The organism is Streptomyces sp. SID14515, from assembly GCF_010548505.1.
In the GTDB taxonomy this organism is placed as follows: domain Bacteria; phylum Actinomycetota; class Actinomycetes; order Streptomycetales; family Streptomycetaceae; genus Streptomyces; species Streptomyces caviscabies.
In genome coordinates this window covers 56216-82193 of record NZ_JAAGMH010000147.1, presented here as the reverse complement: position 1 = coordinate 82193, position 25978 = coordinate 56216, and the positions used below count along the sequence as shown (strand labels likewise).

At 68.4% G+C, this 25978-nt stretch carries 30 protein-coding genes; 16 read left to right on the top strand and 14 right to left on the bottom strand.

Annotated features, from left to right (window positions below; all coding sequences use genetic code 11):
• Positions 1-103: 103 nt before the first annotated feature.
• Positions 104-1303, top strand: coding sequence for a hypothetical protein (locus G3I54_RS37840; RefSeq protein WP_164621783.1), 1200 nt, complete (start codon positions 104-106; stop codon positions 1301-1303).
• 57 nt (positions 1304-1360) lie between these two features.
• Here the strand turns inward: G3I54_RS37840 and G3I54_RS37835 are convergent, their stop codons facing one another.
• Positions 1361-1810 carry a DUF192 domain-containing protein gene (locus tag G3I54_RS37835; protein WP_164621781.1) on the bottom strand — a complete coding sequence of 150 codons (450 nt, stop codon included), beginning with the start codon at positions 1808-1810 and terminating at the stop codon, positions 1361-1363.
• Positions 1811-1935: 125 nt separating this feature from the next.
• Here G3I54_RS37835 and G3I54_RS37830 point away from each other — a divergent pair, with 125 nt between their 5' ends.
• The 3 genes from G3I54_RS37830 (at position 1936) to G3I54_RS37820 (ending at position 4269) form a co-directional block, all read left to right on the top strand.
• Entirely contained in the window at positions 1936-2733 is a 798-nt protein-coding gene (locus tag G3I54_RS37830; RefSeq protein WP_164621779.1) for an A24 family peptidase, read from the top strand.
• A 127-nt stretch (positions 2734-2860) separates the two neighbouring features.
• Positions 2861-3685 carry a class I SAM-dependent methyltransferase gene (locus tag G3I54_RS37825; RefSeq protein WP_164621777.1) on the top strand — a complete coding sequence of 275 codons (825 nt, stop codon included), beginning with the start codon at positions 2861-2863 and terminating at the stop codon, positions 3683-3685.
• Between the two features lie 137 nt (positions 3686-3822).
• Complete coding sequence (locus G3I54_RS37820; RefSeq protein ID WP_164621775.1) at positions 3823-4269, top strand: hypothetical protein; 447 nt, start codon at positions 3823-3825, stop codon at positions 4267-4269.
• 101 nt (positions 4270-4370) lie between these two features.
• Here G3I54_RS37820 and G3I54_RS37815 read toward each other — a convergent pair whose 3' ends face one another.
• Positions 4371-5564, bottom strand: coding sequence for a winged helix DNA-binding domain-containing protein (locus G3I54_RS37815; RefSeq protein ID WP_164621773.1), 1194 nt, complete (start codon positions 5562-5564; stop codon positions 4371-4373).
• A gap of 318 nt (positions 5565-5882) precedes the next feature.
• Positions 5883-6932, bottom strand: coding sequence for an L-glyceraldehyde 3-phosphate reductase (mgrA, locus tag G3I54_RS37810; protein WP_164621771.1), 1050 nt, complete (start codon positions 6930-6932; stop codon positions 5883-5885).
• A 262-nt stretch (positions 6933-7194) separates the two neighbouring features.
• On the opposite strand from mgrA, the gene G3I54_RS37805 reads away from it, so the two are divergent.
• From G3I54_RS37805 to G3I54_RS37790, 4 genes are all read left to right on the top strand, one after another.
• On the top strand, positions 7195-7956 hold the full coding sequence (locus tag G3I54_RS37805; RefSeq protein WP_164621826.1) for an isoprenyl transferase: 762 nt from the start codon (positions 7195-7197) through the stop codon (positions 7954-7956).
• 362 nt (positions 7957-8318) lie between these two features.
• On the top strand, positions 8319-9641 hold the full coding sequence (locus G3I54_RS37800; RefSeq protein WP_164621769.1) for a PhoH family protein: 1323 nt from the start codon (positions 8319-8321) through the stop codon (positions 9639-9641).
• 389 nt (positions 9642-10030) lie between these two features.
• A complete protein-coding gene (locus tag G3I54_RS37795; protein ID WP_164621767.1) occupies positions 10031-10744 on the top strand; it encodes a transglycosylase SLT domain-containing protein in 714 nt (237 codons plus the stop codon).
• Between the two features lie 164 nt (positions 10745-10908).
• Positions 10909-12327, top strand: a complete 1419-nt coding sequence (locus tag G3I54_RS37790; RefSeq protein WP_164621758.1) for an AI-2E family transporter — start codon at positions 10909-10911, stop codon at positions 12325-12327.
• An 86-nt stretch (positions 12328-12413) separates the two neighbouring features.
• Here the strand turns inward: G3I54_RS37790 and G3I54_RS37785 are convergent, their stop codons facing one another.
• Positions 12414-12947, bottom strand: a complete 534-nt coding sequence (locus tag G3I54_RS37785; RefSeq protein WP_056700890.1) for an alkyl hydroperoxide reductase — start codon at positions 12945-12947, stop codon at positions 12414-12416.
• Between the two features lie 12 nt (positions 12948-12959).
• On the bottom strand, positions 12960-13529 hold the full coding sequence (locus tag G3I54_RS37780; RefSeq protein ID WP_164621756.1) for a peroxiredoxin: 570 nt from the start codon (positions 13527-13529) through the stop codon (positions 12960-12962).
• Positions 13530-13994: 465 nt separating this feature from the next.
• Between G3I54_RS37780 and G3I54_RS37775 the strand changes: the two genes are divergently transcribed.
• Positions 13995-14948 carry a hypothetical protein gene (locus G3I54_RS37775; protein WP_164621754.1) on the top strand — a complete coding sequence of 318 codons (954 nt, stop codon included), beginning with the start codon at positions 13995-13997 and terminating at the stop codon, positions 14946-14948.
• A 33-nt stretch (positions 14949-14981) separates the two neighbouring features.
• The gene (locus G3I54_RS37770; protein WP_164621752.1) at positions 14982-15749 is read left to right on the top strand and encodes a hypothetical protein; all 768 of its coding nucleotides are present in this window, start codon (positions 14982-14984) and stop codon (positions 15747-15749) included.
• A 48-nt stretch (positions 15750-15797) separates the two neighbouring features.
• Here G3I54_RS37770 and G3I54_RS37765 read toward each other — a convergent pair whose 3' ends face one another.
• From G3I54_RS37765 to G3I54_RS37725, 9 genes are all read right to left on the bottom strand, one after another.
• On the bottom strand, positions 15798-16178 hold the full coding sequence (locus G3I54_RS37765; RefSeq protein WP_164621750.1) for a cyanophycin synthetase: 381 nt from the start codon (positions 16176-16178) through the stop codon (positions 15798-15800).
• The gene (locus tag G3I54_RS37760; protein ID WP_343240519.1) at positions 16178-16726 is read right to left on the bottom strand and encodes a C39 family peptidase; all 549 of its coding nucleotides are present in this window, start codon (positions 16724-16726) and stop codon (positions 16178-16180) included. Before G3I54_RS37760 ends, G3I54_RS37765 begins: the two co-directional genes overlap by 1 nt.
• A 13-nt stretch (positions 16727-16739) precedes the next feature.
• Complete coding sequence (locus G3I54_RS37755; RefSeq protein WP_164621742.1) at positions 16740-17831, bottom strand: ATP-grasp domain-containing protein; 1092 nt, start codon at positions 17829-17831, stop codon at positions 16740-16742.
• Positions 17828-18625, bottom strand: coding sequence for a diaminopimelate epimerase (gene dapF, locus G3I54_RS37750; protein WP_164621740.1), 798 nt, complete (start codon positions 18623-18625; stop codon positions 17828-17830). The genes G3I54_RS37755 and dapF overlap by 4 nt, the downstream gene beginning before the upstream one ends.
• A 170-nt stretch (positions 18626-18795) precedes the next feature.
• Positions 18796-19185, bottom strand: a complete 390-nt coding sequence (locus tag G3I54_RS37745) for a hypothetical protein (protein WP_239144775.1) — start codon at positions 19183-19185, stop codon at positions 18796-18798.
• A gap of 126 nt (positions 19186-19311) precedes the next feature.
• Positions 19312-19551, bottom strand: coding sequence for a hypothetical protein (locus G3I54_RS37740; RefSeq protein ID WP_164621736.1), 240 nt, complete (start codon positions 19549-19551; stop codon positions 19312-19314).
• An 88-nt stretch (positions 19552-19639) separates the two neighbouring features.
• Positions 19640-19798 carry a hypothetical protein gene (locus tag G3I54_RS37735; RefSeq protein WP_164621734.1) on the bottom strand — a complete coding sequence of 53 codons (159 nt, stop codon included), beginning with the start codon at positions 19796-19798 and terminating at the stop codon, positions 19640-19642.
• Between the two features lie 33 nt (positions 19799-19831).
• The gene (locus G3I54_RS37730) at positions 19832-20305 is read right to left on the bottom strand and encodes a DUF6082 family protein (RefSeq protein WP_164621732.1); all 474 of its coding nucleotides are present in this window, start codon (positions 20303-20305) and stop codon (positions 19832-19834) included.
• Positions 20306-20623: 318 nt separating this feature from the next.
• Positions 20624-21139, bottom strand: coding sequence for a hypothetical protein (locus G3I54_RS37725; protein ID WP_164621730.1), 516 nt, complete (start codon positions 21137-21139; stop codon positions 20624-20626).
• A gap of 287 nt (positions 21140-21426) precedes the next feature.
• Here G3I54_RS37725 and G3I54_RS37720 point away from each other — a divergent pair, with 287 nt between their 5' ends.
• The 6 genes from G3I54_RS37720 (at position 21427) to G3I54_RS37695 (ending at position 25739) form a co-directional block, all read left to right on the top strand.
• Complete coding sequence (locus tag G3I54_RS37720; RefSeq protein ID WP_164621823.1) at positions 21427-22299, top strand: helix-turn-helix transcriptional regulator; 873 nt, start codon at positions 21427-21429, stop codon at positions 22297-22299.
• Positions 22300-22302: 3 nt separating this feature from the next.
• Positions 22303-22512, top strand: a complete 210-nt coding sequence (locus tag G3I54_RS37715) for a DUF397 domain-containing protein (protein WP_164621728.1) — start codon at positions 22303-22305, stop codon at positions 22510-22512.
• A 91-nt stretch (positions 22513-22603) separates the two neighbouring features.
• Positions 22604-22951 carry an Lsr2 family protein gene (locus G3I54_RS37710; protein WP_164621726.1) on the top strand — a complete coding sequence of 116 codons (348 nt, stop codon included), beginning with the start codon at positions 22604-22606 and terminating at the stop codon, positions 22949-22951.
• A gap of 1320 nt (positions 22952-24271) precedes the next feature.
• Positions 24272-25030, top strand: a complete 759-nt coding sequence (locus G3I54_RS37705; RefSeq protein WP_164621724.1) for a hypothetical protein — start codon at positions 24272-24274, stop codon at positions 25028-25030.
• A gap of 98 nt (positions 25031-25128) precedes the next feature.
• A complete protein-coding gene (locus G3I54_RS37700; protein ID WP_164621605.1) occupies positions 25129-25413 on the top strand; it encodes a hypothetical protein in 285 nt (94 codons plus the stop codon).
• A 95-nt stretch (positions 25414-25508) separates the two neighbouring features.
• A complete protein-coding gene (locus G3I54_RS37695; RefSeq protein WP_164621722.1) occupies positions 25509-25739 on the top strand; it encodes a hypothetical protein in 231 nt (76 codons plus the stop codon).
• Positions 25740-25978: the final 239 nt, after the last annotated feature.

Here is a 25978-nt window from a genome sequence, read left to right as displayed (position 1 = left end):
GCCCGGCCGACGGTCCCGCCACGGGCGGTGCCCGCCCCCGCCCGTGGCGGAGAAGGCGAGCCCGTGGCGGGAAACGTCCGCCGCCGACGTCATAATCGGCCGTATGTCCGATCACCAGCTCCGCACCCGGACGCCCGCCGGTCCACCCCCGGGCCCCCGCACCCCCGGGTCCCGGGCCGCCGTCGCGTTCCGGGCCGCCGCGCCCGCGCTCGCGGTCTACGCCGGCGCCCGGGCTCTGGGGCTGCTGGCCTTCTGGGCAGCCGCGTCCGCCGCCGGGAAGGACCCCCTGGGGCCGCTCAGCGGACGCTGGGACTCCGTCTGGTACCAGCGCATCGCCGAGAACGGCTACCGCTACACCGTCACCCTCCCGGACGGCTCCGCCCACTCCGACCTGGCGTTCTTCCCCCTCCTCCCGGCCCTGGAACGCGCCATCTCCGAGGTGACCCCGCTCACCCTCGGCGGCGCCGGCCTCCTGGTCGCCTGGACGGCCGGGCTGCTCGCCGCCTGGGGCATCTTCGCGGTCGGCGCCCATCTGCGCGGACGGCGTACGGGCGTGGTGCTGGCCGCGCTCTGGGGTGTGTACCCGACGGCGTTCGTCCAGTCGATGGCGTACACGGAGACCCTGTTCACCGCTCTGGCCGCCTGGGCGCTGTACGCCGTCCTCAAGGGCCGCTGGATCGTCGCGGGCGCGCTGACCGTCCTGGCGGGGCTCACCCGGCCCACGGCGGCGGCGCTCGTCGCGGCCCTGGCGGTCACCGCCGCCGTCACCCTCGTACGCGAGTACCGCGCGGGCGACGGCATCGGTCCGGTCCTGCGCCGCAACGCCCGGATGCTCGCGGGCGTGGCGCTCGCACCGCTCGGCTGGCTGGCGTACGTGGTGTTCGTCGCCGTACGCGAAGGCGGCCCGTTCGCCTACTTCGACGTCCAGGCGCAGTGGGGCAACAACATCGACGGCGGCCGCGCGCTCGCCGCCTTCATCGCTGGGCTCCCGTGGCCCGCCGCCCTCGGCCTGTGCGCGGCACTCGGGCTGCTCGGGTGGCTGGTGGTGCTCTGCGTACGGCAGCGGCAGCCGCTCCCGGTCCTCGTCTACGCCCTCACGGTCGTCGTCATCTCGCTGATCGGCGCCGGATACTTCGGCTCCCGGCCGCGCCTGATGATGCCCGCGTTCCCGCTGCTGCTCCCGCCCGCCGTCGCGCTGCTGCGGCTGCGCACGACGGCACGCACGGCCGCCGTCCTCGCCGTCCTCGCCTGCGCGTCCGCCGGTTACGGGGCCTGGACCCTGCTCGGCGCGGGCCCGCCGTAAGGCCGGACCTGCTCGGGCGCGGGCCCGCCGTAAGGCCGCGTGCTCCTGGGAAGTGCCCTAGCGGGCTTCCGGCGCGGTGGCCGGTGCCGCCCTCAGCTCCACCCGTACGCCCGGCCGCACCCCCCACCGCTCCATCGCCCCGGCCTCCGCCTCCACCACGTGCCGGGCCCGCAGCCGGGGCAGACCGAGGCGGCCGGGCTTCATCGTGCGGACCGCCAGGACCCTGAACTTCCGGTCCAGGTACGCCACATCGATGGCGAACCGCATCCGGAAGGTGTGCACACTCCCGCACGGGGTGAGCATCATCGCCCCCTCGATCCCGTCCCGCCCGAGCAGCCCCCGGGTGCGGGCCCGGTACGAGGCCGCGATCCGCAGCGGCACCACCTCCCGGACCCCGGCCCCGGCTCCGACCTCGGCTCCGGCTCCGGCTCCGGCCCCGGCTCCGACCTCGGCCCCGGGGTCCGCGCCGACCGTGAGCGTCCCGTCGCCATCGCGCCATGTCCTCATGGGCACCGACCGTAGCCCCCGGCGGATGCGGGCGGGCCCCGAACGGCCACGCTTGGGCCCCCGCCGGCCGCTCTGGGCCCCCGGGCCCAAGACCCCTGTTCCCGCCGCCCGTTAGGGTCGTCCCCGTGGACGCCGCGCTGCTCGCCGTCGCCGCGGTCTGGGGTGCCGTCACCGGACTGCTGATCCCGCGCGCCGCCTACCGGTTCGCCGTCGAGCCGGAGGAGCCCTGGCGTACGGCGTGCCCCGCCGGCCATCCGCTCACCGGCCCGGTCCGCGGCTGGCTCGGCCCGGCCCGGTGCGCGCCCTGCGCCGCCCCGGGACCGCCCGCCGCACCCGAGGACGACACCGCCGCCGAAACTCCCGCCCCGGGAGCGCCGCCCGGTTACGCCCCCGGCGTCCTCGCCCCCCTGGCCACCGTGGTCGCCTGTGTCGCGCTCGCCGCCGCCACCGGGGCCAGGCCCGAGCTCATCGGGTGGCTGGCGCTGGCCCCCGTCGCCGTGCTCCTCGCCGTCGTCGACCGGCGGGTCCACCGGCTGCCCGACCCGCTGACCCTGCCGCTGGCGGCCGCGGCCGTCCTGCTGCTCGGCGGCGCCGCGCTGCTTCCCGGGCACGCCGGATCCTGGACCTCCGGCCTGCTGGGCGGCCTGGCCCTCGGCGGCTTCTACTTCCTGCTCTTCCTGATCAACCCGAACGGCATGGGCTTCGGCGATGTGAAACTCGCCCTCGCCCTGGGCGTGGCCCTCGGCTGGTACGGCTGGGCCGTGCTGTTCCTGGGCGGGTTCGCCGGGTTCCTGTTCGGGGCGGCCTACGGACTCGGCCTGGTGCTGCTGCGCCGGGCGGGGCGCAGGACCGGCATCCCGTTCGGCCCGTTCATGATCGCCGGGGCGCTGACCGGGCTGCTGCTGGGCGCACTCGCCGCGTGAGGCGGGGCCCCGCCCGCAATCCGTCGCGCGCCCCACCCTGAATCCATCGCGTGCGCCGCCCGCGATCCGTCGGGTGCCCGCCCGGAATCCATTCGCGTGCCCCGCGCCCGCCTGACACGATTCCCGTATGCCCGAACCATCCGCTCCCGCCCCTTCCGACCTTCCCTTCGGCCCCTTCGACTCCGCGGCCTCCCGCGACCGGTTCGAAGCCCTCGTCGCGGAGGCCGACGCCGTCTCCGTGGACGGATGGGACTTCTCCTGGCTCGACGGCCGGGCCACCGAGGAGCGCCCCTCCTGGGGGTACGCCCGCGCGATGGCCGACCGGCTCGGCCGGGCCCACGCCGCGCTCGACCTCCAGACCGGCGGCGGCGAGGTGCTGGCCGCCGCGCCGAAGCTCCCGCCGGTCACCGTCGCCACGGAGGCCTGGCCGCCGAACGTCGCCCGCGCCACCGCCCTGCTGCACCCGCTCGGCGCGGTCGTCGTCGCCGACGCGGACGAACCGCCGCTGCCCTTCGGCGACGCCGCCTTCGACCTGGTGGTCAGCCGCCACCCGGTCACCACGTGGTGGGAGGAGATCGCGCGCGTCCTGACGCCCGGCGGCACGTACTTCTCGCAACAGGTCGGCCCGGCCAGCGTCTTCGAACTCGTCGAGTACTTCCTCGGACCGCAGCCGCCCGAGGTCCGCCGCGCCCGGCACCCGGACGACGCGGCGGCCGCCGCGACGGCGGCCGGTCTCGACGTGGTGGACCTGCGCTCCGAGACCCTGCGCACCGAGTTCCGCGACATCGGCGCGGTGGTCTACTTCCTGCGCAAGGTGATCTGGATGGTGCCCGGATTCACCGTCGAGCGGTACCGGCCCCAACTGGCCGCGCTGCACCGGCAGATCGAGGCGGAAGGACCGTTCCGAGCCCGCACCGCCCGCTTCCTGATCGAGGCCCGCAAGCCCCGGTAGCGGCGGCCGGATCCCGTCTGCCCGGTCAACCGGCCGACCCCGTACGCCAGTTCAGACTTGCCCCGGAGGCAACGGGATCGGGCGGGCCGCCGTCCTACCCGTCGGGAGGCACGCACAGTGAAGGAGTGGGAGCGCTCATGACCGTGGAGAGGGAAGACTGTGCGGGGCCTGCCGGGCGCGCGCGGCACGGCAACGCCGACTGGCTCACGGGGGCCAGGATCACCGCCGTCCTCGGGGTCTACTACCGGCCCGAGGGCAGGGCGGGCGAGCCGGAGGCCGTGGAGTTCGTCCTCGCGGAGGACCAGTCCGTCCTGCTGACCTGCACCTCCGACCGGACGTTACGCGTCACCCCGGGCACCTGGCCGCGGCTGCCCGACTGGTGCGTACCGGCGAGCCGGTGGCAGCACGCCCCGCCGGCCCTCCTGCCGCCGGTGCCGTACGGGGGAGCGTGGACGGTCGTGGGCACCCAGGAGCTCAGGGACGCCGACGGGGAGGTGCTCCAGGCCGTGATCCGGTGCGAGGAGGGGGACTTCGTGGTGATCGCCGGGGACACGATGGCGGTCCGCTTCGACCCCCGCCCCTGACGCCCCGCCCGCCCCGCCGCGTCCTGCGCCCGGCCCCCGTTCCGCGTACGCGTAAGCCGCCCCGCCCTCACACCCCGACCCACCCCGCCCCGCGCCCCGCGCTACGCATGCGGCCCCACCGTCACCGGGCCGACCGTCAGTTCCGCCGTGCCCTCCATGATCGCGGCGACCCGCTCCACCTGCTCCTCCAGGGCCCGCAGCCGGGTCGTGGTCAGAGGCTTCAGCGGCTCCACCGTCACCGCGATCCGGCGGCCCGAGCGGCGCTGGTGCCAGACGCCGGCCACCGTGCCGTCCACCAGCAGCACCGGGTAGTTCCCCGCCTGCCCGCCCCCGAGCGCGCGTTCGTACGCCGCCCCCGGGAACAGCTTCGCGCGGGGCCACGAGGCGATGGCGAACGCGTCGAAGTACGGGAGCAGGCGCACGCCCCGTACCTCCTGCGCCGGGAACTCCGTGTCGCCCGCGACCACCCAGGCCGGCCCCTCGTCCGCGAAGGCCACCTCCTCGATCGCCCCCGACGCGGCCTGCGCGGCGAACTGCTCGGCCGCCCAGCGCTTCGGCGCGGCGAGCCAGCGGGCGAAGTGCGCGGGGGTGGCGGGACCGTACGCGTACAGATACCGCTCGATCAGCGCCGCCAGGGCCTCGGGGCCGGGCAGCGGGGTGCATCCGGGGTTGGTGTACGTCGCTTTCCGGCCCCGGTTCGGGACGTAGGCGAGGGCGCCCCGGTGGCCCGCCAGGTGCAGGACCTGCCGCCAGCGCGGCCACATCGTCTGGAACCCGGGCATCACCAGGTCCCCGGCCCACGGCCCGGTCCGTGCGACGACCTCCTCGGAGAGCTCGTCGATCGTGAGCTCCGCCCCGGTCAGCGCCGCCGCGACGGCCGCCACGACCTCCTCCACCTGGTCCGGGGTCATCCGGGCGTCCTTGGTGAAAGGGTTCGGGCCCGTCGGCACGGCGGACAGCGCCCCGGTCCACAGGGGCAGATCCGCGGCGGGCAGCAGATGGACCGTGCCGCGCGGCCCGAACGTCTTGACCAGACTCCGGTCGGTCCACAGAGCCGTACGGACGTCCGTACGCGTCGTTCCGTCCCCGCGCAGCCCCACGGACAGCTCGGCCGCCGACAGCACCTGGGCGTGCGCGCCGAGCATCGCGGACACCGCCTCGCCGGGGGAGGCGAAGGGCGACGCACGGCCGGCGGCATCCGGGTGGAGGCGCTGGCGGGCCAGCCGCCGGGCGTTCGCCCCGGCCCAGGTCACGGGCGCGGACGAGGGCGCGGTCCCACGGGATCGTGTCGTCATGCCTCGAATCTAGAGCTCTCAGAGGTCAGGTTCTGTCCTCTACCGCGCCCGGCGACGTCAAGGCGGCGGCGCCCGGCGACCCCTCGATACGAGGGTCGATATCGGGGGTTCGACGGGCGTGCGGCCTGCTCGGAGCGCGGTCCGGTGAATTCGGAGAGTAAGGGTGGAGTGGCGTGGCACGCGCCGGCACTTACGAAGGGTTATGGTGGAAACCCCCCCCCTCGGGCCGGTCCGTATCCCCCCCCCACGGACCGGCCCGTTTTTTGTGGGCCGAAGCCCCGCCGGGTCTGTGCGGGCCGAAGCCCCGTCGATCCGACGTCAGCTGCGATCGGCCCAGATGTTCGTGCCCGCCGTGTCCACGGCGAAGGCGTCGATCTCCTTCAGCTCCTCGGCGGTCAGTGCCGGACCCGCGAGGGCCGCCACGTTCTCCTCCAGCTGCTTCACGCTCGACGCGCCGATCAGCGCCGAGGTCATCCGGCTGTCGCGCAGCACCCAGGCGATGGCGAGCTGGGCGAGCGACTGGCCGCGGCCCTGTGCGATGTCGTTGAGCCCGTTGAGCCGGCGGACCACCTCGTCGGAGAGCAGGCCCGGGTCCAGGGACTTGCCCTGGGTGGCGCGCGAGCCCTCCGGGATGCCCTTCAGATACTTGTTCGTGAGCAGGCCCTGGGCGAGCGGCACGAAGGAGATGCAGCCCATCCCGGCCGCCTCCAGGGTGTCGAGCAGCCCGTCGTCCTCGATCCAGCGGTTGATCATGGAGTAGGACGGCTGGTGGATCAGCGCCGGTACGCCCATCTCCTTGAGCAGCCCGGCCGCCTCGGCGGTCTGCTCCGCGTTGTACGAGGAGACGCCCACATACAGCGCCTTGCCCTGCTGGACGGCGGACGCCAGGGCGCCCATCGTCTCCTCCAGCGGGGTGTGCGGGTCGAAGCGGTGCGAGTAGAAGACGTCGACGTAGTCCACGCCCATCCGCTTCAGCGAGGCGTCGAGCGAGGACAGCAGATACTTCCGCGAGCCCCACTCGCCGTACGGGCCGGGGTGCATCAGATAACCGGCCTTGGTCGAAATGACCAGTTCGTCACGGTACGGTGCGAAATCCTGGGCGAAGAGCTTGCCGAAGTTCAGCTCGGCCGAACCGGGCGGCGGGCCGTAGTTGTTGGCCAGGTCGAAGTGGGTGACGCCGAGATCGAAGGCGCGGCGCAGGATCGCCCGCTGGGAGTCCAGCGCCCGGTCGTCGCCGAAGTTGTGCCACAGGCCCAGCGAGAGGGCGGGCAGCTTGAGGCCGCTGCGCCCGGTCCGGCGGTACTCCATGGAGTCGTAGCGCGTATCGGCGGCACGGTAATACAGGTCGGGGGAGAGGTAATCAGTCACGTTTCATTCCTTATCACGGAGTTGTGACAGACCGGGTTGGGCCCCCGTGACCCGATCGCAGTAATGTGGCCGCTTCGGGGAATGCCGATGTGCGGCGCGGCGAAGGCCCGCGCGGCCCGTGCCAGTGGTAGAGGCGCGGCCGCCGAGGGATCGCGCGGGCGGCGCAGACCGTGCGGCGATCCCCTGCGGGGGGGCGGCCCCCGGACCCCCGGCGACGGGGAGGGCGGGCCCGGGCCCGTACGGAACCGAGAGGGTGAACGCAGTGAACTTCCGCGACCTGGTGTACAGGCTCTACGCGCGCCGGGTGGAAGGCCGCCTGGACCACGACCAGGTGCCGAAGCACATCGGGGTCATCCTCGACGGCAACCGGCGGTGGGCCAAGGCCTCCGGCGGATCGGCCGTGCAGGGCCACCAGGCCGGTGCGGACAAGATCTCCGAGCTGCTCGGCTGGTGCGACGAGACCGACGTCGAGGTCGTCACCCTCTGGATGCTGTCCACGGACAACTTCGACCGGCCCGAGCACGAGCTGAAGCCGCTGCTCGGCATCATCGAGAACACCGTGCGCAACCTCGCCGCGGACGGGCGCTGGCGCGTCCACCACGTCGGCACGCTCGACCTGCTTCCGGCCGAGACGCAGACGGTCCTCAAGGAGGCCGAGGAGTCGACGTCCGGTATCGACGGAATAATCGTCAATGTCGCGGTCGGCTACGGTGGCCGCCAGGAGATCGCGGACGCCGTCCGCTCGCTGCTCCTGGAGCACTCGGCGAAGGGCACCAGCTTCGAGGAGCTGGCCGAGGTCGTCTCCACCGACCTGATCTCCGAGCACCTCTACACCCGGGGCCAGCCCGACCCGGACCTGGTGATCCGGACGAGCGGCGAGCAGCGGCTGTCGGGCTTCATGCTCTGGCAGAGCGCCCATTCGGAGTACTACTTCTGCGAGGTCTTCTGGCCGGCCTTCCGCAAGGTCGACTTCCTCCGGGCGCTGCGCGACTACGCCGCCCGCCACCGCCGCTACGGCGTCTGAACGGCCCCCTCACCCGTACCGCCCGACGACTCCTCTATATAGGGGAGTCGTCGCGCGTCCACCGGGACTTCTCCACACCGTGTCATATGCGGCGGCATGGCTTCGCGCGATAAAGGGAATACCCCTGTCAGGTCGACGTCCGGTCATCAACCAGGCGGATGTCGCATCCAAGTGAGCGGTGCCAAGACCGCTCGCCCGGGAGGCCCTTTGCACACGAAGGACCGTACACAGCGTGCGGCCGACGCGGAGGCCGTGGTCCGGCCCGCGCAGTGGGGCCCGATCCCGGTCCGTCCTCTCCCTTCGGGAAGCTCCGCGACCGTTCGTCGCACTCCCCGACCTCGTCCGAGGGGGTACGTCCTTCCGTGGTGACCAGCACTAAGCGCCGCATGCCCGACAGGCGCACCTACGTTCTCGACACCAGCGTCCTGCTGGCCGACCCAGGCGCCATGGCCCGCTTCGACGAGCACGAAGTCGTGCTGCCGATCGTGGTGGTCACGGAACTAGAGGCCAAACGGCACCATCCCGAGCTCGGGTACTTCGCCCGGCAGGCCCTGCGCCTGCTGGACGACTTCCGGGTCCGGTACGGCCGGCTGGACGCCCCGATCCCGCTCGGGGATCTGGGCGGGACGCTCCGTGTCGAACTCAACCACTCTGATCCCGGCGTCCTGCCCGCCGGCTACCGGTTGGGGGACAACGACTCACGGATCCTCGCGGTCGCACGCAACCTCCAGGCCGAGGGGTACGACGTCACGGTCGTCTCCAAGGACCTGCCGCTACGTATCAAGGCGTCCTCCGTGGGCCTCCTCGCCGAGGAGTACCGCGCCGAGCTCGCCATCACGGACTCCGGCTGGACCGGTATGAGCGAACTGTCCCTCGCCGGGGAACAGATCGACCTGCTGTTCAGCGAGGAGACGCTGTACGTCCCCGAGGCCGCCGAGCTGCCCGTGCACACCGGCCTGGTCCTCCAGTCCGAGCGCGGCAAGGCGCTCGGCCGGGTGACGGCCGAGGGCAATGTGCGGCTCGTGCGGGGCGACCGGGAGGCCTTCGGCATCCACGGGCGCAGCGCCGAGCAGCGGATCGCCCTCGACCTCCTCCTCGACGCCGACGTCGGCATCGTGTCGCTGGGCGGCCGCGCGGGCACCGGCAAGTCGGCACTGGCCCTCTGCGCGGGCCTGGAGGCGGTGCTGGAGCGCCGGCAGCACAAGAAGGTGATGGTCTTCCGTCCGCTGTACGCGGTCGGCGGGCAGGAGCTCGGCTATCTCCCCGGCAGCGAGGCCGAGAAGATGAGCCCCTGGGCACAGGCGGTCTTCGACACGCTCTCGGCGGTCGCCGGGCGCGAGGTCATCGAGGAGGTGCTCGGGCGCGGGATGCTGGAGGTCCTGCCGCTCACCCACATCCGCGGCCGCTCGCTGCACGACGCGTTCGTGATCGTCGACGAGGCGCAGTCGCTCGAACGGAACGTCCTGCTGACCGTGTTGTCCAGAATCGGGGCGAATTCGCGTGTCGTGCTCACCCATGACGTGGCCCAGCGGGACAACCTCCGGGTCGGCCGGTACGACGGAGTCGTCGCCGTCGTCGAGAAACTGAAGGGCCATCCGCTGTTCGCCCACGTCACGCTCACGCGGTCGGAGCGTTCGCAGATCGCCGCGCTGGTGACCGAAATGCTGGAGGAAGGCCACATCTGACCCGCATGCCCCATTGATGCCGCCCGGCGAGCCAAGGAGCTTAGCCGGGCGGCATTGTGCTGCGCCGTCATTTCCGGAAAACCGGTGGCCCAAACGAGGTGTGACCTTTCCCACGCAACACAGAATTGCCTCCCGGCGTCCCCGTCCGGCAGAGTCTTGCTTCCGTCAGGCCCCGCATACGGCACTTGGGCACCTCCAGAGGTGCCACGCACCACACAACTCAACACAAGACGCCCGTATGCCGCCCGCGAGCACCACGCGGCAGCCTCCTCACCGGGGTTGCCCATCGGGCCCGTGCCTCCCGTGACCCACGCAGTAGGGAGGCCAGCGCCAGGGGCACGAACGCGCCCGCGAGGTCACCTAAGCGGGCGATGCTGGAAGGACACCATGTGAGCCGGATCTCGGTCCGGGGGTTCGCCGTGGCATCTGCCACCGCGGTCACCACCGTAGGCGCCGTCGTAGGCGTTGCTGCGGGCGGCACACCTGCCGCCGACGACAACAACTTCGAGGCGGCCGCAGCCGACACCACGCTGCTCGCAGACATCCCCGCGGGCCAGCAGGCCGCGGTCCAGACCGCTTCGCTGACGCAGCAGGCCGATGCCCAGGCATCCGCCGCCGACGCCGCCGCGAAGAAGTCGGCCGAGGAGTCGGCCCGCATCCAGGCCGCCAAGGACGCCAAGTCCAAGAAGCAGGCGGCCGAGGACCGGATCGAGGCCGAGCGCAAGGCGGAACAGAAGAAGAAGGACGACGCCGAGCGCGCCAGCCGTTCTTCCGTCCGCGACGCCTCCTCGTTCTCCGCGCAGGGCTCCTACAGCGTGGCCGAAGTCCAGGCGATGGCCCGTCAGATGGTCCCCGCGGACCAGTTCCAGTGCTTCAGCAACATCGTGAACCACGAGTCCACCTGGAACTACCGCGCGACCAACCCGTCCTCCGGGGCGTACGGTCTGATGCAGGCCCTCCCGGGCCACAAGATGTCGTCCGCCGGCGCCGACTGGCAGACCAACCCGGCCACCCAGATCAAGTGGGGCCTCAGCTACATGGACGGCCGTTACGGCAGCCCGTGCGGCGCCTGGTCCTTCTGGCAGGCCAACAACTGGTATTAGAGGGAGCGGGCGAAGTCCACGGACCGCCCTCTCAACCTCGCGAGGCCCCTCACCGTCCAGACGGTGGGGGGCCTCGCGCGTGTACGGTCGCATCCTGCGATCCCGGGGAACGTCGAAAGACGCTGAGGGCGCTGGGCGGCGAAGATGGGGGAAGGAAAGCAAGCATGTCGAAACTGCCGGGCTGGCTGGGCCGCTTCGGTTCCGAACTGACGGAGCTGGGCGCGCGACTGGAAGAGCGGCGGGCGCGCGCCGCCGACGACGACGACCCCCTCGCGGTGCGAGGGGCCCCCGCCGTCGCCGAGGACGACCCCGGGCAGGTGCCCGCGCCGCCCAGTTACGCCCCCTCGGTCGCCGCCAAGCCGGATCCGGTCGCGGCGATCCCGTGGGGGATGCGGGTCGCCGCCGAGGCAGGCTGGCGGCTCCTGGTCCTCGCGGGGACGCTCTGGGTGCTGATGCGGGTGATCAGCGCGGTCCAGCTCGTGGTGCTGGCCTTCGCCGCCGCGCTGCTCATCACCGCGATGCTCCAGCCGACCGTCGTCCGGCTCAAGCGGTTCGGGCTGCCGCACGGGCTCGCCACCGCGGTGACCGCCGTCCTCGGGTTCGTCGTCATCGGCCTGGTCGGCTGGTTCGTGGTGTGGCAGGTGATGGAGAACCTCGACACGCTCTCCGACCGGGTCCGCGACGGCATCGACGAGTTGAAGCGCTGGGCGCTCGACAGCCCCTTCCACGTCACCGAGTCGCAGATCAACGACCTCGCCAAGAACCTCAACGACACCATCGGCACCAACACCGAGGAGATCACCTCCGCCGGGCTCCAGGGCGTCACCGTGATGGTGGAGTTCCTCACCGGGCTGCTGCTGGCGATGTTCTCCACGCTCTTCCTGCTCTACGACGGCCGGCGCATCTGGGAGTGGTCGCTCAAGCTGGTGCCCGCCGCGGCCCGCCCCGGGGTCGCCGGCGCCGGACCGCGCGCCTGGCGCACCCTGACCGCGTATGTGCGCGGCACGGTGCTCGTCGCCCTGATCGACGCCATCTTCATCGGCTTCGGCCTCTACGTCCTCAATGTGCCGCTCGCGGTGCCGCTGGCCGTCTTCATCTTCCTGTTCGCCTTCATCCCGCTCGTCGGCGCCGTGGTCTCCGGAGCGCTCGCGGTTGTCGTCGCGCTGGTCACCGAGGGCGTGTGGACCGCGCTGTGGGCGCTGGTGGTGGTCCTGGCGGTGCAGCAGATCGAGGGCCACATCCTGCAGCCGTTCATCCTCGGCCGCGCGGTGCGGGTCCATCCGCTCGCGGTGGTCCTCTCGGTCGCGACCGGCGGGCTGGTCGCGGGCATCGGCGGCGCGGTGGTCGCCGTACCGCTGGTCGCCGTGATCAATACGGTGTTCGGCTATCTGCGCTCGTACGGTGAACCGGGCGCCCCGGGCGCCCCGGGCGCCCCGGGCGAGAGCGGCGGGCACCACGGGGCCACCGCCCTGTCGATGACCCCGGCGCACGCCACGGCCGTCCCGGCGGCGCCACCGGCTTCACCCGGTCCGCAGGACGCGTCGGGCGAACGCCCGCAGGAGAACCGGCCGCCGCAGGAGTAGCGCAGCGGCCCGGAACGCAAAGAAGAGCCCCGAGGACGGTCGGTCGTCCTCGGGGCTCTTCTCGTATCAGGGGTGGTGCGGTGTCACTACTCGGCGAGTACGGCCTCGGCGTCGAGGGTCACACCGACCGCCTGGATCACCGAAGCGACCTTGACGGCTTCCTGAATGGTCTCACGGTCCACGCCGGCCTTGCGCAGCACCTGCTCGTGGGAGTCCAGGCACTGGCCGCAGCCGTTGATCGCGGAGACGGCGAGCGACCACAGCTCGAAGTCGACCTTCTCCACGCCCGGGTTGCCGATGACGTTCATCCGCAGGCCCGCGCGGAGCGTGCCGTACTCCGGGTCCGACAGCAGGTGCCGGGTCCGGTAGAAGACGTTGTTCATCGCCATGATGGCGGCCGCCGACTTCGCCGCGGTGTACGCCTCGGCGGAGAGGTTGGCCTTCGCCTCGGGCTCCAGCTCGCGCAGCACCTTCGGCGAACGCGAGGCGATCGCGCAGGCCAGCACGGTGCCCCACAGCTGCTGCTGCGGGAGGTCGCTGTTGCCGATGACCGAGCCGAGGTTCAGCTTCAGGTCCTTGGCGAAGTCCGGTACGGCGGACTTCAGTTCGTCGAGAGCCATGTCGGTATCAGCTCACTCGCCCGAGAGGAGCGCGACCGGGTCGAGGGTGTTCTCGCCCTTGGTCCAGTTGCACGGGCACAGCTCGTCGGTCTGCAGGGCGTCGAGGACCCGCAGGACCTCCTTGGGGTTACGGCCCACGGAACCGGCGGTCACCATCGTGAACTGGATCTCGTTGTTCTGGTCGACGATGAAGACGGCGCGCTGGGCGAAGCCGTCCTCGCCCTCGATGCCGAGGTCGCGCATGAGCTCGTGCTTCGAGTCGGCCAGCATCGGGAAGGGCAGGTCGGTCAGGTCCGGGTGGTCCTTGCGCCAGGCGTGGTGCACGAACTCGGAGTCACCGGAGAAGCCGAGGACCTGGGCGTCACGGTCGGCGAACTCCTCGTTGAGCTTGCCGAAAGCGGCGATCTCGGTGGGGCACACGAAGGTGAAGTCCTTCGGCCATGCGAAGACCACCAACCAACCCTTCTCTTCGCGATTGAGCTTAAGCCACTCCGCGTTGATCTGCTCGAACTCCTTGCCCGGCTCCAGCGAGACACAGGCAGTGAGGTCGAACTCGGGGAACTGGTCGCCTACGTTCAGCACGTTTGTTGCTCCTTGGGGGGTTGTGCGACGGTACCGGGCCATCTCACACCCTGGACCACTGATCAGGGAAATTGGCTGCACGACGCATGTCGATAGGCGGAGCCGATCAGTGGGGGCGGGGAACGAAAGAAGGGCTCCCATGGGGGGAGCCCTTCACTACTGCTTTCACAGAGTCGGGCTGCGTTGATGTTGCGATCCTCAGCCCTCGCGGGCTGTCGCTGCGGAAGGCTTTGCCGCAGCCTCCCGGAGGCCCGCTATCGAGGTCGCCCGACTCACCCGAACAAGTGCCGGCGCGAAGCTTCGCCCTCCCGGGGAGGTCCTGGGAGGCGCGCGAGCAAGGGCTTGACCGGCGGCCGGGCGATCATGGTACGGTCGTCACACATTCAAGAAATCGATGCAGAGAGACCCCCATGAGGCTGCCACCTCGCGGGGGTCGATCACTCACACCGAAGAGGTCAGTCTTCGATGCAGATTCAGCGTACCAAGCACGTGTCCGACTTCACCATCGTCCCGAACGCCATCCTCAAGCACCGCACGTTGAGCCTCACGGCTCGCGGACTGCTTGGGCTGCTCATCTCCCTGCCCGAGTTCACTGAGGAGACAGTCAGAGAGCTGACGGAGGGCGTTGAGGAGGGCCAGAAGCGCGTCACGAACGCCATGAAGGAGTTGCAGGCTGCGGGATACGTCGTCTGCACGCGAGTGCAGAATGAGCGCGGCCACTGGTCCACTCACGTCACCGTGTTCGACCTGCCGCAGCTCGGGGCCCCGGAGACCGCTTCTCCGAAGCCCGGCCGCCCGAAGCGGCGGCTCACCGGGCTCACCCCCTTCGGGGGAAAGAACCAGGAAAAGAACCCCCCTGCCCCCCAGGAGTCCGAAGAGCTGGGCGAGTACGGCCAAACGCAGGACATGCACCACGGGGAGGGGGCGGAAGCTCCGCAGATCCAGGAAGACGACCAGGAGCTTGGTCGCGCTGCGGCCCTTCTCGGCCGCCTGGCCACTGCTGAAGTGTCGCTGGCCCTCTCGGCCGCCGACGTCATGAAGCTCGCCCCGCTGGCCGCTCAGTGGCTCCAGCGTGGCGTGTCAGAACTCCAGCTCCGCAACGAGCTGGTCGGCGGACTCCCGGCCACGATCAAGAGCCCTCGCGCTCTGCTGGCCGACCGCCTGACCCGCAAGATGCCGGCCGTCCCGGTCAAGGCTGAGCCCTTGGCCGAGTGCGGCGACTGCCGGGGCTTCCTGCCCCGTGGCCAGCAGGCCGGTATCTGCTCACGGTGCGCGGGCCTGGCCCCGGCCATAACTGAGCCCGCCCCTGTCGGCCAAACCGAAGAGGCTTCCTCTCTGCTGGCCGCGATCCGCCAGCGTCGGGCTTCTGGCCAGATCAAGGGCACGTCGCGGCGCGGCTTCGCCACCGTCGCTGTCTGAGAAATCCAACCCACACAACCCAAGGGGATAGCTGTGTCCAGCACCATGCCCATTCCTCGCACTGTGGCCATAGACCTGCCCGCCTACGCCAAGCTGGTCTACAGATACGGCCGCCCGGTCGTCCTCGTCGTGGCCCTGCTGATGTCCATTCCTGGCGAGATCCACTTGGCCGAGGTCGCTGGGTGGGGGCACGTGAACCTGCTTGGCCTCGGGCCGGTCAATGTGGCCTGGGGGATGCCGGTCTGCGTGTCCGTCTACGCGGCCTGCTCTGCCGTAATCGCGGATGTGTCCAAGCGTCACGGCCTGCCGAACCGTAGGTCGGCCACCTTCGGCGCCTACGCGGCGCTGGCCCTGGCCTTGTCAGCCCAGGATGTTTCTCACTGGATCAAGGCCGACTACATGGGCGCATCCTGGATCTTGGTCGGGGCTGTTTCGTCCATCCCGCCCCTGGTCGCATTCCACATGCTTCACATGGCCGCAGCGCCGGAGTCCACGGCCACGGAGGTCGAGGTCGAAGAGCCCGAGGCCGCATTCGAGGACGATGCTGCGGCCGAGAAGCGTGGCCGGAGGGGTAAGCCTGGCCGACCCGGCTTGACCGCCGAGGAGGTCAACAAGGCCATCGCCGGCCTCGAAGCGGCCGGAAAGGATCTGACCCCCGAGAATCTGGGAGCGGTTCTTGGCCGGGCCCCCCGTACGGCCCGGCGCTATTTGGCCCAGATGAAGCGGGCCGAGACGAAGGCCCGGAAGGTGGCGGAGGCCGAGCAGCAGCCCGCGGGGGACATGCTTCCTCTGTCGATCTGACCAGTGAATGACGGAGGCCCGGACAGGCTAAAGGTCCGGGCCTCCAATTCATTCCTTCGGTGTCGAGATGATGCCGGTAATCTCCTGGCCGGTGAGGGCCTGGGCGATCTGCCAGAGCTGGCCGCCGCGCGATGCCTTGACGAGCACGGTGTCGCCGGGGCGAAGGATGGACTGAAGGTAGGCCGCAGCGGTCTGGTTGTCGCCCACGAGCGCGATCTCCGGGACGCCCGCCGCTCCGGCGGCGAGGGCGAGCTGCTTTGCGAGGTCTCCTCCGACACCGACCACGAGATCGACGCCGTACTCGGCTGCCATACGGCCTACCGAGTGGTGGGCCTCCACGGCTTCGTCGCCTAGTTCAAGCATCTCTCCGAGAACGGCGATCCTCCGCCCGCCCTGATCCTCGGCCGCCTCAACTTCCGTCTCGGTCATCAGGACTCTCCGCTTCGGGTCAGGGGCGCGAACGTGATAGCTCGGCCGGTGTATGAGGGAGTGAGGCGACTTAGGAGAACCTGGTCGTTGGTCTGCCCCCAGGCCGACGGGTCACGGATGAAAATGCTGGGGTCCGGACCGTCCTCGAAACCACGCAGGATGACGAGATGGCCGCCCGAGCGGCCGTCGTCAGGGAACTGTTCGGTGATAGACACGATCAGGGGGGCCCGGTCGAGGCGGGAGAGTAGTTCGTCGGCCGGAACTGCTTCCGCGCGAGAAGGAACTCCGTGATCCGTTGCGAGGCTGGCGATCCCCGCATGGAGCGCTCCACGCGGGGTCAGTACCTCGTTCTTGACCGCGAGCTTCAGCAGCTCCGTGACGGTCGGGGCGTCCTGCCCGTAGGCGAGCAGAACCATTCGAAGCGACGCCAGCCCGCACGCCCGGTTCGACCATTCCGCTCTGTCCCCGAGGGCCCACCCGCCATGGTGGGCCCACTCCTCCGGAGAGATGAGCTGCCGGCACATGGGGACTTCGTGGACGCGCAGCACGGCGGCAGGGCTCCTACAGTGAGTCGTCAGCCTCCCGAGTCCGCAGCGTGCTGGAGAACACGGGAGTGGGCAGGGGGACATCGTACGGGGGGCGGGCCATGGCCTCGTGGAGCATCGCCAGCACTACATCCGAGTGTGTAAGTCCGACCATGGCCGCGCCGACCACGAAGTTGCTCTCGCGCGACATGCCGGGCGTGCTGTTGACCTCCAGGGCGTAGAGCCTGCCGTCCTCGGTGAGGATGAAGTCGATGCGCGCCGCACCTCGCAGCCCGAGCCGATCCCAGAGGACCTCACTGCGCCTAACGATCTCGGCCCGGACCTTGGGCGAGAGATCGGCCTCCCGAACCAGTACGGCCCCCCTGGCATCGGCGTCGAGCTTCGTGTCCGCGTCGTAGAAGGCCGCCTCGGTGGCCTCGGTCGCCAGCGGAGGGAAGACAACGACGTCGCCGCCCGGCAGCTCCAGCATCCCGACTGTCAGGGGTGTGCCGGGAAGGTAGTCCTCCACGAGAACTTCGTCGCTTTCCGGGCCGACCGCAGCCAGGAGCGCGGGCTGAAGTTCCGCGGCCGTGGTGACCAGGCTCATGCCCACGCTGGAGCCGCCGAAAGGCGGCTTCACCATGACAGGGTGATCGTCCCACTTGGCAGTGCCGCCGGACCACACCCACCAGGTCGGCGTGGGAATGCCGAGGGTGGTCATCATGCGCTTGCAGAGGATCTTGTCCGCCGCCACGGCCGAGGCCGCCACGCCGCTGCCGCAGTACGGCATCCGCAGGTAGTCGAGGAGACCCTGTAAGCGTCCGTCCTCGCCGTACGGCCCGTGCAAGTTCGAGAGGGCCACGTCGTATCCGACCAGTTCCTCGATGAACCCGGAGTCGCAGGGGTTCAACACCTTCCAGCGGGCGCCGATGTCCTCCAGCGTCTCGGACAGGGCGGTGACCGACCGTTGGTCCTCGGGACACTTCGAGTTGTAGAGGCGGTCCTCGGCTGATACCGGGCCGTAGACGAGGGCGACGCCGAGGCCCCTTGTGCTGCTCCCCCACTCGCGTACGGTCTGAGCGGCTTCCAGGAGCGCGGATACTGCACTGCTGTCGATGAAGCTCGTCATGCGAGTACCCCTTCGAAGGTATGGGTGACGGGCCCTCCGACCCAGAACGTCCGGTCGGGCCTGTCGGCGTGCGGGCGGACGGTCAGCGGCTCTCCGGCGCGGTTGTGCACGGTGACGTCTCTCTTCGAGACAAGCCCACGCAGGGCGGCGACGGCGACGGCCGCGACCGCTCCACTGCCGCAGGACAGGGTCTCGGCCTCGACGCCGCGCTCGTACGTGCGGATCTTCAGCTCTCCGCCGAGGGACTGGACGAAGTTGACGTTCGTCCCGAGAGGGGCAAGGGCTGTGTGATGGCGTACGAGGCGTCCCACGGTCACCGCGTCGATGCTGTCCACGTCGTTGACGATTGCGACGACGTGTTCCGTCCCGGTGTGGGCGCTGTCGAACCAGGTCGGCCGGCTGTCGATGACGGTCTGGACGCGCCGCGGCTGGATTTCCCCGACCTCTGCGGTGACCCACACACCGTCACCGCGCACGGTCGCCTCGTGCGTCACCCCGGCCATGAGAAGGCTCATCTCTGTAAAGCCGTGGTCGCGGTGGGCGGCCCACGCGGTGCACCGCAGGGCGTTGCCGCACATCGTTGCCACCGAGCCGTCCGCGTTGTAGCAGTCGACTTCGAGGGTGGCGGGGGTGTTGCTGACGAGCTTGCTGATGACCAGGCCGTCAGCGCCGACGCCGGTACGCCTGGCGCAAAGGCGCTCAGCCTCCTTGGCCCAGTCCTTCTCGGTGCCCGGTTCGAGGTTGGAGAAGAGAACGAAATCGTTCCCCGCCCCGTGGATCTTGCGGAAGTGCATGGCGAAGCCCCTCCTGCTGGTGGGTGAACATGCTGATATAGCGGTTGAGTGGGTTGGCCGGTCGGCCGTCAGGGTCTGCGGCGTACGGGACGCTTCGGGGGACTGGTCATCGAGGCCCCCACCAGATCGTGGGCTTCACTGCACCCTTCTGCGTGGCGAAGAGACGTGAGTCAGGACTCGTTGCCGTCAACCTCGTCGGGGTCGTCCTCGAAGAAGCGCCGCTGCGCTTCGAGCCGTGTTTGCTCGTGGAGCAGGTCTCGCAGCGGGTCACGCACGTGGAATTGGTGCGGGTCGGGGTGGTCCTCGTAGAAGTTGCACCAGTCGCGAGAGTCCTCCTCAACGATTTGCCAGTAGGGGCACAGGGTGAGGGTGGCGAAACGGTGGACGACGAGAAGGCCGCCAATCTCGGTCCACATGAACCACAGCCCCACGGGAGGCTGCTTCTCCGCGGTCCACAGGCGTGCGGCGTGATCTGTGCCCTCGTCGTGGACTCCCAGTTCGCAGAGCACGAAGCCCTTATCTGCGAGGTGGGCGTCCACATCGTCGGGCCCGCCGCTCATGTCGAGGAGGGCAACTAGCGCCTCAGCCACGGGCAAGCGAGTTACGGCCGTGCATTGCAGCACTACGGGTCTCTTCTTTTGAGTTGGGAACGGCGGCTGCTGCACAGGGCGGCCGGGCTGTCGGCGTCAGCGAGGCCGGTAAATCCGCATGGGCACCCGCATGGCGTAAGGCTCGCGGCCCTCGAAGAACAGGAGCCGGCCGCCGCCGGTCAACCTGTTTATGGTGCTGATCTGCCAGTACGCGCCCGAGAGGAACACGTACTGTCCGACCTGAACCTGCAAGGCGGTCAGGATGACCCCCTCGGTTCCTCGCGGCGGCTTGGGCTGCTTGGGCGGTCGCTGCCAGAACTTTGTATTGGCACCCATGCTGTTCGGACTTTCTCTCGGGTCGGGCCCCGCCCGACCGTCGACCGACGAGTGCAGCGGTCGGGCGGGAGTCTGTGTCAGTCCTGCGTCACGTCTGGCCGCGCTTCCTCGCTTCCTTGGCTGCGGCTCTGCGCTGCGCGCGGTTGCCCTTCGGGTTCGGGTCCTGGATCGGCGTGTGGGGCACGGTCTTGTACCCGTCCGTCGCGGCCCCGTTCTTGCCGCCGAGCCGCTTCTGCGACTTGGTCATGGATTACCTCCCTGAGGCTCCTGGCAGGCTTGTTCATCCACCGCTGTTCGCGGGGTGGTTGGGGGTACTCGGCCGCTGCTCGATGGTGTCCGCGAAGGCGTCTTCCACGATGTTGTGGAACCGCTCGTCATGCCGGTCGCGGAACTCGGTTCGGCGGACCGGTGCGGCGATGCGCCAGAACCGGCGGTTGGTCTCGCTCTCCATGAAGGTCTCCGCGACCCGACGCATGGTCGAACGCGAGAGGAAGCCGGACCTCACCATGGGCTTCCACATGCTCAGCCAGCGATTCGCCATGGTCATCGAGGCGATTTCGTCGTCGCTCAAGCCGTCCCAGTGGGCGGACCTGATCGAGTTCATCAGGCGAGGGTCGGCGGCAGCGTCGCGCAGCAGCTCGCTGTGCTGCCGGACAAAGAACAGATTCCTGTTCTCGCGGTGGTGCCGCTCGGACAGACCGATGGCGACTGCGCCCAGGACGAGCCCGGTCACGGCGTAGGGGTTGATCTTCATGGTTCCTCTCTTATTTGAGATGCCCGCCCCGGCAGGGAGAATGGGTGTGCACCGGGGCGGGCTGACCGTCTCCGAGTACCCCCGGACGGGGGGCGTCGCGGGGCACTCGGAGACGGAGTCTGTGATCAGCGCAGCAGGATGGTGAGGGCGGGCCCGAAGAGAAGGGCTGTGACGAGAAGGGGGGTCAACGCACTCGCCCATTCCCGCCAGTTCGTCAGGCGGCGGTTCTGCTTCACCATTCGTTCAGCACCGCCAGGACCAGCGTGCCGCCGAGCGCGGCGACGCAGAGCACGAAAACGATCTGCTTCGTCTTCTCGCTCACGGGCGGCCGTCTTCCGAGTCCGCCGGCATCGGCTTGTGCTCGGGGCCCAAGCCGCTCGGCACCAAGTACGCCTGCCGACTCTCGGTGAGCCTGTTCAGCGAGGCCCGGGGCGTGCGGGTCGGAAGCGCCGGACTGCCCCCCTCCAGCTGCCCCCGGTACTCAGTTACGAGTCGTCGCAGCAAGCGGCCCAAGTCACGAGCGTAGAGCCAGGAGTTAAAGGGGAGGCTGCCCCCGGCGGGACCCATGGCGAGAAGCTGGTCTGCCTCCAGCCCCGAAGCGCGTGCTTCGATGCTTCCGCCGCTCCGCACAACACCAGCGAAGAGGGCTACCTGCCCCTTGAGCTGGTGCGTGTGCTTGACGAGTTCAGGCAGAGTGGTCGTCCCGAGCTTGAAGTTGATGGCCTTGTCCGCCGCTCGATCCGCTTCCTCGACGTCCAGAGACAGTTCGTCTTCGCTCGCAGAGGCGCAACTTGCGGCCGGCCCCAACGGCCGACTTGTCAGGATGTCCGTCATGAGAGAGCTCCTGGCCCTGCTAGGGCATGGGGGGTGCGCACGGATGAAGGTTCGCGCTCGGTAGTTGCCGCGTGCGCTCTGTGAGCAACTGCTAGTAATCGTGGCACCGCAGCCAGTACGGTTGGAAGGGCTCCAGCAGTATTCTGCGAGCGACTTTCTGCGCGAAGTTCCGGGCTAGTGCGCTGTGTTGGCAACTTCGAGCGAGAGTTTCTGCTGTGGAGCAGAACCCGTCTTGCAGGAGCGAGACATTCTCCGTCACACTGGGTTACACGTACTGGGAGGCGACAATGATCACCGACGCGGAGGCCGCAACGCCCGCTCTCTGCCGTCTCCAGTTAGGTCGCGAGCTGAGGCAGCTCCGTCAGAATGCGGACCTCACATCCACTCAGGTGGTCCGGAAGTTGATGTGCAGCCCCTCAAAGCTGACTCGCCTGGAGCACGGTGAGAACGCGGTGGTTGAGCCCGCAGACGTCATGGCCCTCTGCGAGATCTACGGAGCGGATCCCGAGACAAGGGCGATGTTGGTGGGATATGCGGCAGTGACCAAGACCAAGAAGGACTGGTGGCAGTCGCCGGAGTACCGGCCTGCGATAGCGCCGAGCTTCAAGGCGTATCTTGCTCTAGAAGCAACTGCCGAGGCCCTGCACGACTACCAAGCCGAGTTCGTTCCAGGGCTGCTTCAGACCGAGGAGTACGTCCGAGCCATCCACCAACGAGCACACGAGGGCCTGCCTCCTGACGAGATCGATCGGGTCGTCGCAGTACGAATGACGCGTCAAGAAGCCTTGCGTCGGGCCAATAAGCCGCTCAAGTCGGCATCGATCATCAACGAAGCGGTGCTGTACCGGGCGGTCGGGGGGGCGCCCGTGATGCGGGCGCAGTTGGAGCACTTGGCGGAGATGGTGTCTCACCCCTCCGTCACGCTCCAGATCGTCCCCTTCAAGGCCGGGCAACACGCTGGCATGAACGGTGCCTTCACGTTGCTACGTCTTCCGGAGGCGCAGCCGATCGTCTACCTGGAGAACCTGGACGGAGCATCCGTCACCAGGCGACCAGGAAACGTCAAGGCGTACGAGGAGGCGTTCACGGACCTCCAGATTCTTGCTGTGGGGAAACAAGAATCCCTCAGCATGATTAGCAAAGCGATCAAGGAGTATTGATTCATGAAGGTAAACGCCGTGCTGGCCGGCGCCAGCTGGTTCACGTCGAGCTACAGCAACGACCAGGGCGGCGCATGTGTCGAGGGTGCGCGGCTGCACGGGGCAATGATGGCCGTGCGGGACTCTAAGGACCGAGAGGGGGGCACCTTCGTCTTCCCCGCGGCGCCTTGGGCGGCCTTCGTGGACGCCGTCAAGCAGGACACCTTGGCCTGACCCACAACTTAAGAAGCCCCCCGCTCGTTGAGCGGGGGGCTTCTTCTTCTTTTCGGTCCTGGGCGCTCTCGTGGCTGCGTATGATGCCCACATGGCCCAGAAGATCGTAACAACCTTTACCGATGACCTCACTGGGAAGGAGGGTGAAGACGTCATCACTCAGACCTTCGCCCTCAACGGATCCGAATATGAGATCGATCTCAGCGAGGCCAACCGCGCCAAGCTCGCCAAGGCCCTCAAGCCCTTCGTTGACGCCGGCAGAAAGGCCCGGAAGTCCCACACTGGAGCCGCCTCCAGCCGCTCGGGCCGCAGGGCGCCCGGCAGCAAGCACGACACGGCAGAAATGCGTAAATGGGCTCGTGAAAACGGCTACAACGTGAATGATCGCGGGCGGGTTCCTGCTGAAATCGTGGAGGCGTACGAGAAGGCCAGCAAGTAGAGCCAGCTCACAGGAACACGCCGAAGGCTCCATGAGCCCCCTCCTACGGGAGGGGGCTCTAATGCGTTCCGGGGAGTCTCTACAGGAGGGTATAACCCCCCACCATAAAAGATGTCGGTGTCAAATTGCAGATTTCGGGACAGTAAGTCACCGAAACGAGGTGCAACTCACGCCCCCGCAACATAATTCATTCCTTCCCGGCTCCCCTGAGGGGTCGACTGTCCCTCAGGAGGCTCACTGAGGGCGTCGAGAGGGGGTTCGGAGGGTAAGAAAGTGGTTGCGAGGCAGATTCTTTAAACCCGTACAGGCTGGGAGGACGGTACCCCCGGTGGGTCCAGTTCAATTGAAATAATGTATTACCCCCATATGTGCACGAGTTATCGAACGGAAATGCGCACTTGAATACGAGTTTGTGATTGCTGACATTCGATATCCAATTCAGATGAATGCAGATATGCGTAGTAATGCCGCAGTCACACTCTGAATTCATTCCCCCCTTCACACTGCGCTTCGCCATGCTTACGTACGGCGATAAATCGTGCGGGCATTTGTCCCTTAGTGCGGCATTCCGGTGTCCATAATGCGCGCAATGTCTTCCTTTATGTCCCTAATGTCGCCCCACTATGTCCCGTTTTGGCATTAACTTGAATCCGTGACGGTGGGCTATTATTAGGACATCGGAAAGGGGAAAGCCCGAAAGGCTCCTCCCGACGCCACCGCCTAAGGCGGGTGGGCGTGGGTGTTGAGTGGGCCATCTCCCGCCGAGCGTATAACAAATAGGGCCGTCAAGGCTCTCACAGGTATGCCCTGTAGCAGTACGTACACAGGGCCTCTGCGGTATCCCAACGCGGGCCACACCCTTTATAGGGGGAGTGCCGTAAGCAGGGCTTGGCATAGGTGATCCGCCTATGTGATCTGTGCCCACTTGAAAACTGAACAGTGCGTTTCGTGTCCCGCTAGAAAGCGGAGAAGATAGCAGCTAGCGCGTGTGGATTGCGTGTGAAAGCGTTCCAGGGTGTATCCGGTTTTAATCCGTAGCCTAGGGGTGTTGCTGGGATGTACATACGTCGGCCGTAAAACGTCGGGTGGGACACGTGGTGCACTGTAAATACGAGGCCCGTTTAAGCGTCGCGCAACACTAAGCGATGTGTACGCGCGGGCAATGCATTGCTCAGCACGCGACGCGCACGGTAGTGCGCTCCGTGCTGAATTAATTCTCTACCCGTTGCAGTGCGGGTCATCACTGTAGGGCGGCGGGCGGTCAAACGCCCGTCACTCACTGCCCCTAACCTCAATGCTCCGCATCGTTAAGGAGGAATCATGAAGCAAATCAAGCCCGACACTCGAACCGTCGAAAGCATGGCGGTAGGCAAGAGCGGCGAATGGGGGATCAAGCCTCAGTCGGTCACGGGAAAAGCGGCGCGGAAGCGCCTCGCTGCTGATGCCCCTAAGCGCAAGTTCGCTGTGATTGATGGTGAGCGCAAGGAGGTCAGGCAAGCGCCTAAGCGTGTGGCGCGGCCGTACCCGTCTGCTCCGGTCACGGCACGCCCAGGAAGCCGCGTCGCGGCCACCGTCCTGCGGGGAAAGGTGGAGCACATCCCGCACTTGCCGTTCCGGCGGATCGGAGCCGAGCTTGAGGTGGGGCGGAATCTGGGCAAGGCGGAGCAGGCGAACCACATTCCCTTCATGCCTGAATTCCAGGCCGAGGGGCAGCCCTTCCCTCGCATCTCGCGGGATAAGCATGGAAACGCGGTGCCCCGCGTCCGGACCGACAACGGCATGACCAGGCAACTCCAAGGAAGGGGTATCGGCCGCCGGAAGGACGGGAAGCCGACGTACACCAAGCGCCAGCTCGCAGAGTTCGAGGCCGAGCGGAAGCGGCAGCAGGACACCCTTAACGAGGTGATCCGGCTGAAGGGCATGGTCGAGGGCCAGGACCGCGAGCGCGCGAACGCGAAGCAAGGTCTGAGCTACTTCCTGGGCGTCGAGCGAGACGCCCTGGCCCACGGGGACGTAGACACGGCGGAGCGCGCTCGGCAGAGCATCCGTGCGTACCGCAAGACCGCTCGCTTCAAGTAGCCGCGCCTCAAAACTTGAATCCGTGACGCCAGGCGGGCACTATGAGGATGCCGCCCCAGCTCTTTAGGAGAGCAGTGAAGTCCATTCACCATGCCCTTGTGACCGCAGCCATCGCGTCTCTCGCGCTGGTGGGCTGCACCTCGCCCGAAGCGCCACCCCTTGAGATTCCGTCGCAGTCGCCAACCGCAGTGCCGTGCCAGTACGAGGACTCGGTGAACTGCTACTGGGATGCGCCTAAGCGCGGAAACAGCAAGGGTGCGTCCTTCTACGCCGACGAGGACGAGGTGACGGAGTTCAACGACGGATTCACGGCCTCGAAGGAAGATGACTGTGACCAAGGCTTCCAGCCCGCTTGCGACTGGGTCTCTGCGAACCGCACTTGAACACTCTCAGGGTCCCTTCGCGTCCCCCGGCCGGGGGACGGGTTGGAATCCGGTAAGCGCTCATGCGAAGCCGGTGGTGTGGAACGGACAGGTAAGTGGCCACCATCGACATAGCGGTCATTCGAAGCGGTCTGGAAGGCAAGACCACGCTTGAACTCTGCGAGGACTACGCGCACTTGAAGAAGTGCGCACGACGAATGCCGTGGGCAGAACAGGCCATCTCTGACGTGCTGTTCGCGCGAAACGAGACCTCGTGGTTCCTGTGGCAGCTGGAGGGGGATCTCTTCGGCCGCGCGCTGCCCCACAGGTTCTTCGGCCTCGTCTAGCACGACCACAGAGAAAGGCCCGGATACTCAAATTATCCGGGCCTTTCTCGGTTCATCATACGCGAAAGGCTCAACATGCCTGTCTGGTTCCTGCCCGAGACGGACGAGGACCGCCGTCTCGCCCCCCTGATCGACAAGTGGATGCGAGGAGAGGACAAGGAGCCCTGTTGGCTCTGCCAGCGTGAGTCGCGCAAGACCACGTACGGGTACATGTGTTGGGAGTGCCAGGAAGCAAGGCC

What these genes read in the sequence shown, in the direction of transcription:
- G3I54_RS37710 (WP_164621726.1), top strand. Translation starts at nt 22,604, where the DNA reads ATGGCCCAGAAGATCGTAACAACCTTTACCGATGACCTCACTGGGAAG.
- G3I54_RS37785 (WP_056700890.1), bottom strand. Translation starts at nt 12,947, where the DNA reads ATGGCTCTCGACGAACTGAAGTCCGCCGTACCGGACTTCGCCAAGGAC.
- G3I54_RS37835 (WP_164621781.1), bottom strand. Translation starts at nt 1,810, where the DNA reads ATGAGGACATGGCGCGATGGCGACGGGACGCTCACGGTCGGCGCGGAC.
- G3I54_RS37725 (WP_164621730.1), bottom strand. Translation starts at nt 21,139, where the DNA reads ATGACGGACATCCTGACAAGTCGGCCGTTGGGGCCGGCCGCAAGTTGC.
- G3I54_RS37790 (WP_164621758.1), top strand. Translation starts at nt 10,909, where the DNA reads ATGTCGAAACTGCCGGGCTGGCTGGGCCGCTTCGGTTCCGAACTGACG.
- G3I54_RS37715 (WP_164621728.1), top strand. Translation starts at nt 22,303, where the DNA reads ATGAAGGTAAACGCCGTGCTGGCCGGCGCCAGCTGGTTCACGTCGAGC.
- G3I54_RS37765 (WP_164621750.1), bottom strand. Translation starts at nt 16,178, where the DNA reads ATGACCGAGACGGAAGTTGAGGCGGCCGAGGATCAGGGCGGGCGGAGG.
- G3I54_RS37735 (WP_164621734.1), bottom strand. Translation starts at nt 19,798, where the DNA reads ATGACCAAGTCGCAGAAGCGGCTCGGCGGCAAGAACGGGGCCGCGACG.
- G3I54_RS37745 (WP_239144775.1), bottom strand. Translation starts at nt 19,185, where the DNA reads ATGAGCGGCGGGCCCGACGATGTGGACGCCCACCTCGCAGATAAGGGC.
- G3I54_RS37825 (WP_164621777.1), top strand. Translation starts at nt 2,861, where the DNA reads ATGCCCGAACCATCCGCTCCCGCCCCTTCCGACCTTCCCTTCGGCCCC.
- G3I54_RS37705 (WP_164621724.1), top strand. Translation starts at nt 24,272, where the DNA reads ATGAAGCAAATCAAGCCCGACACTCGAACCGTCGAAAGCATGGCGGTA.
- G3I54_RS37755 (WP_164621742.1), bottom strand. Translation starts at nt 17,831, where the DNA reads ATGACGAGCTTCATCGACAGCAGTGCAGTATCCGCGCTCCTGGAAGCC.
- G3I54_RS37815 (WP_164621773.1), bottom strand. Translation starts at nt 5,564, where the DNA reads ATGACGACACGATCCCGTGGGACCGCGCCCTCGTCCGCGCCCGTGACC.
- G3I54_RS37840 (WP_164621783.1), top strand. Translation starts at nt 104, where the DNA reads ATGTCCGATCACCAGCTCCGCACCCGGACGCCCGCCGGTCCACCCCCG.
- G3I54_RS37720 (WP_164621823.1), top strand. Translation starts at nt 21,427, where the DNA reads ATGATCACCGACGCGGAGGCCGCAACGCCCGCTCTCTGCCGTCTCCAG.
- G3I54_RS37820 (WP_164621775.1), top strand. Translation starts at nt 3,823, where the DNA reads ATGACCGTGGAGAGGGAAGACTGTGCGGGGCCTGCCGGGCGCGCGCGG.
- dapF (WP_164621740.1), bottom strand. Translation starts at nt 18,625, where the DNA reads ATGCACTTCCGCAAGATCCACGGGGCGGGGAACGATTTCGTTCTCTTC.
- G3I54_RS37775 (WP_164621754.1), top strand. Translation starts at nt 13,995, where the DNA reads ATGCAGATTCAGCGTACCAAGCACGTGTCCGACTTCACCATCGTCCCG.
- G3I54_RS37730 (WP_164621732.1), bottom strand. Translation starts at nt 20,305, where the DNA reads ATGAAGATCAACCCCTACGCCGTGACCGGGCTCGTCCTGGGCGCAGTC.
- G3I54_RS37740 (WP_164621736.1), bottom strand. Translation starts at nt 19,551, where the DNA reads ATGGGTGCCAATACAAAGTTCTGGCAGCGACCGCCCAAGCAGCCCAAG.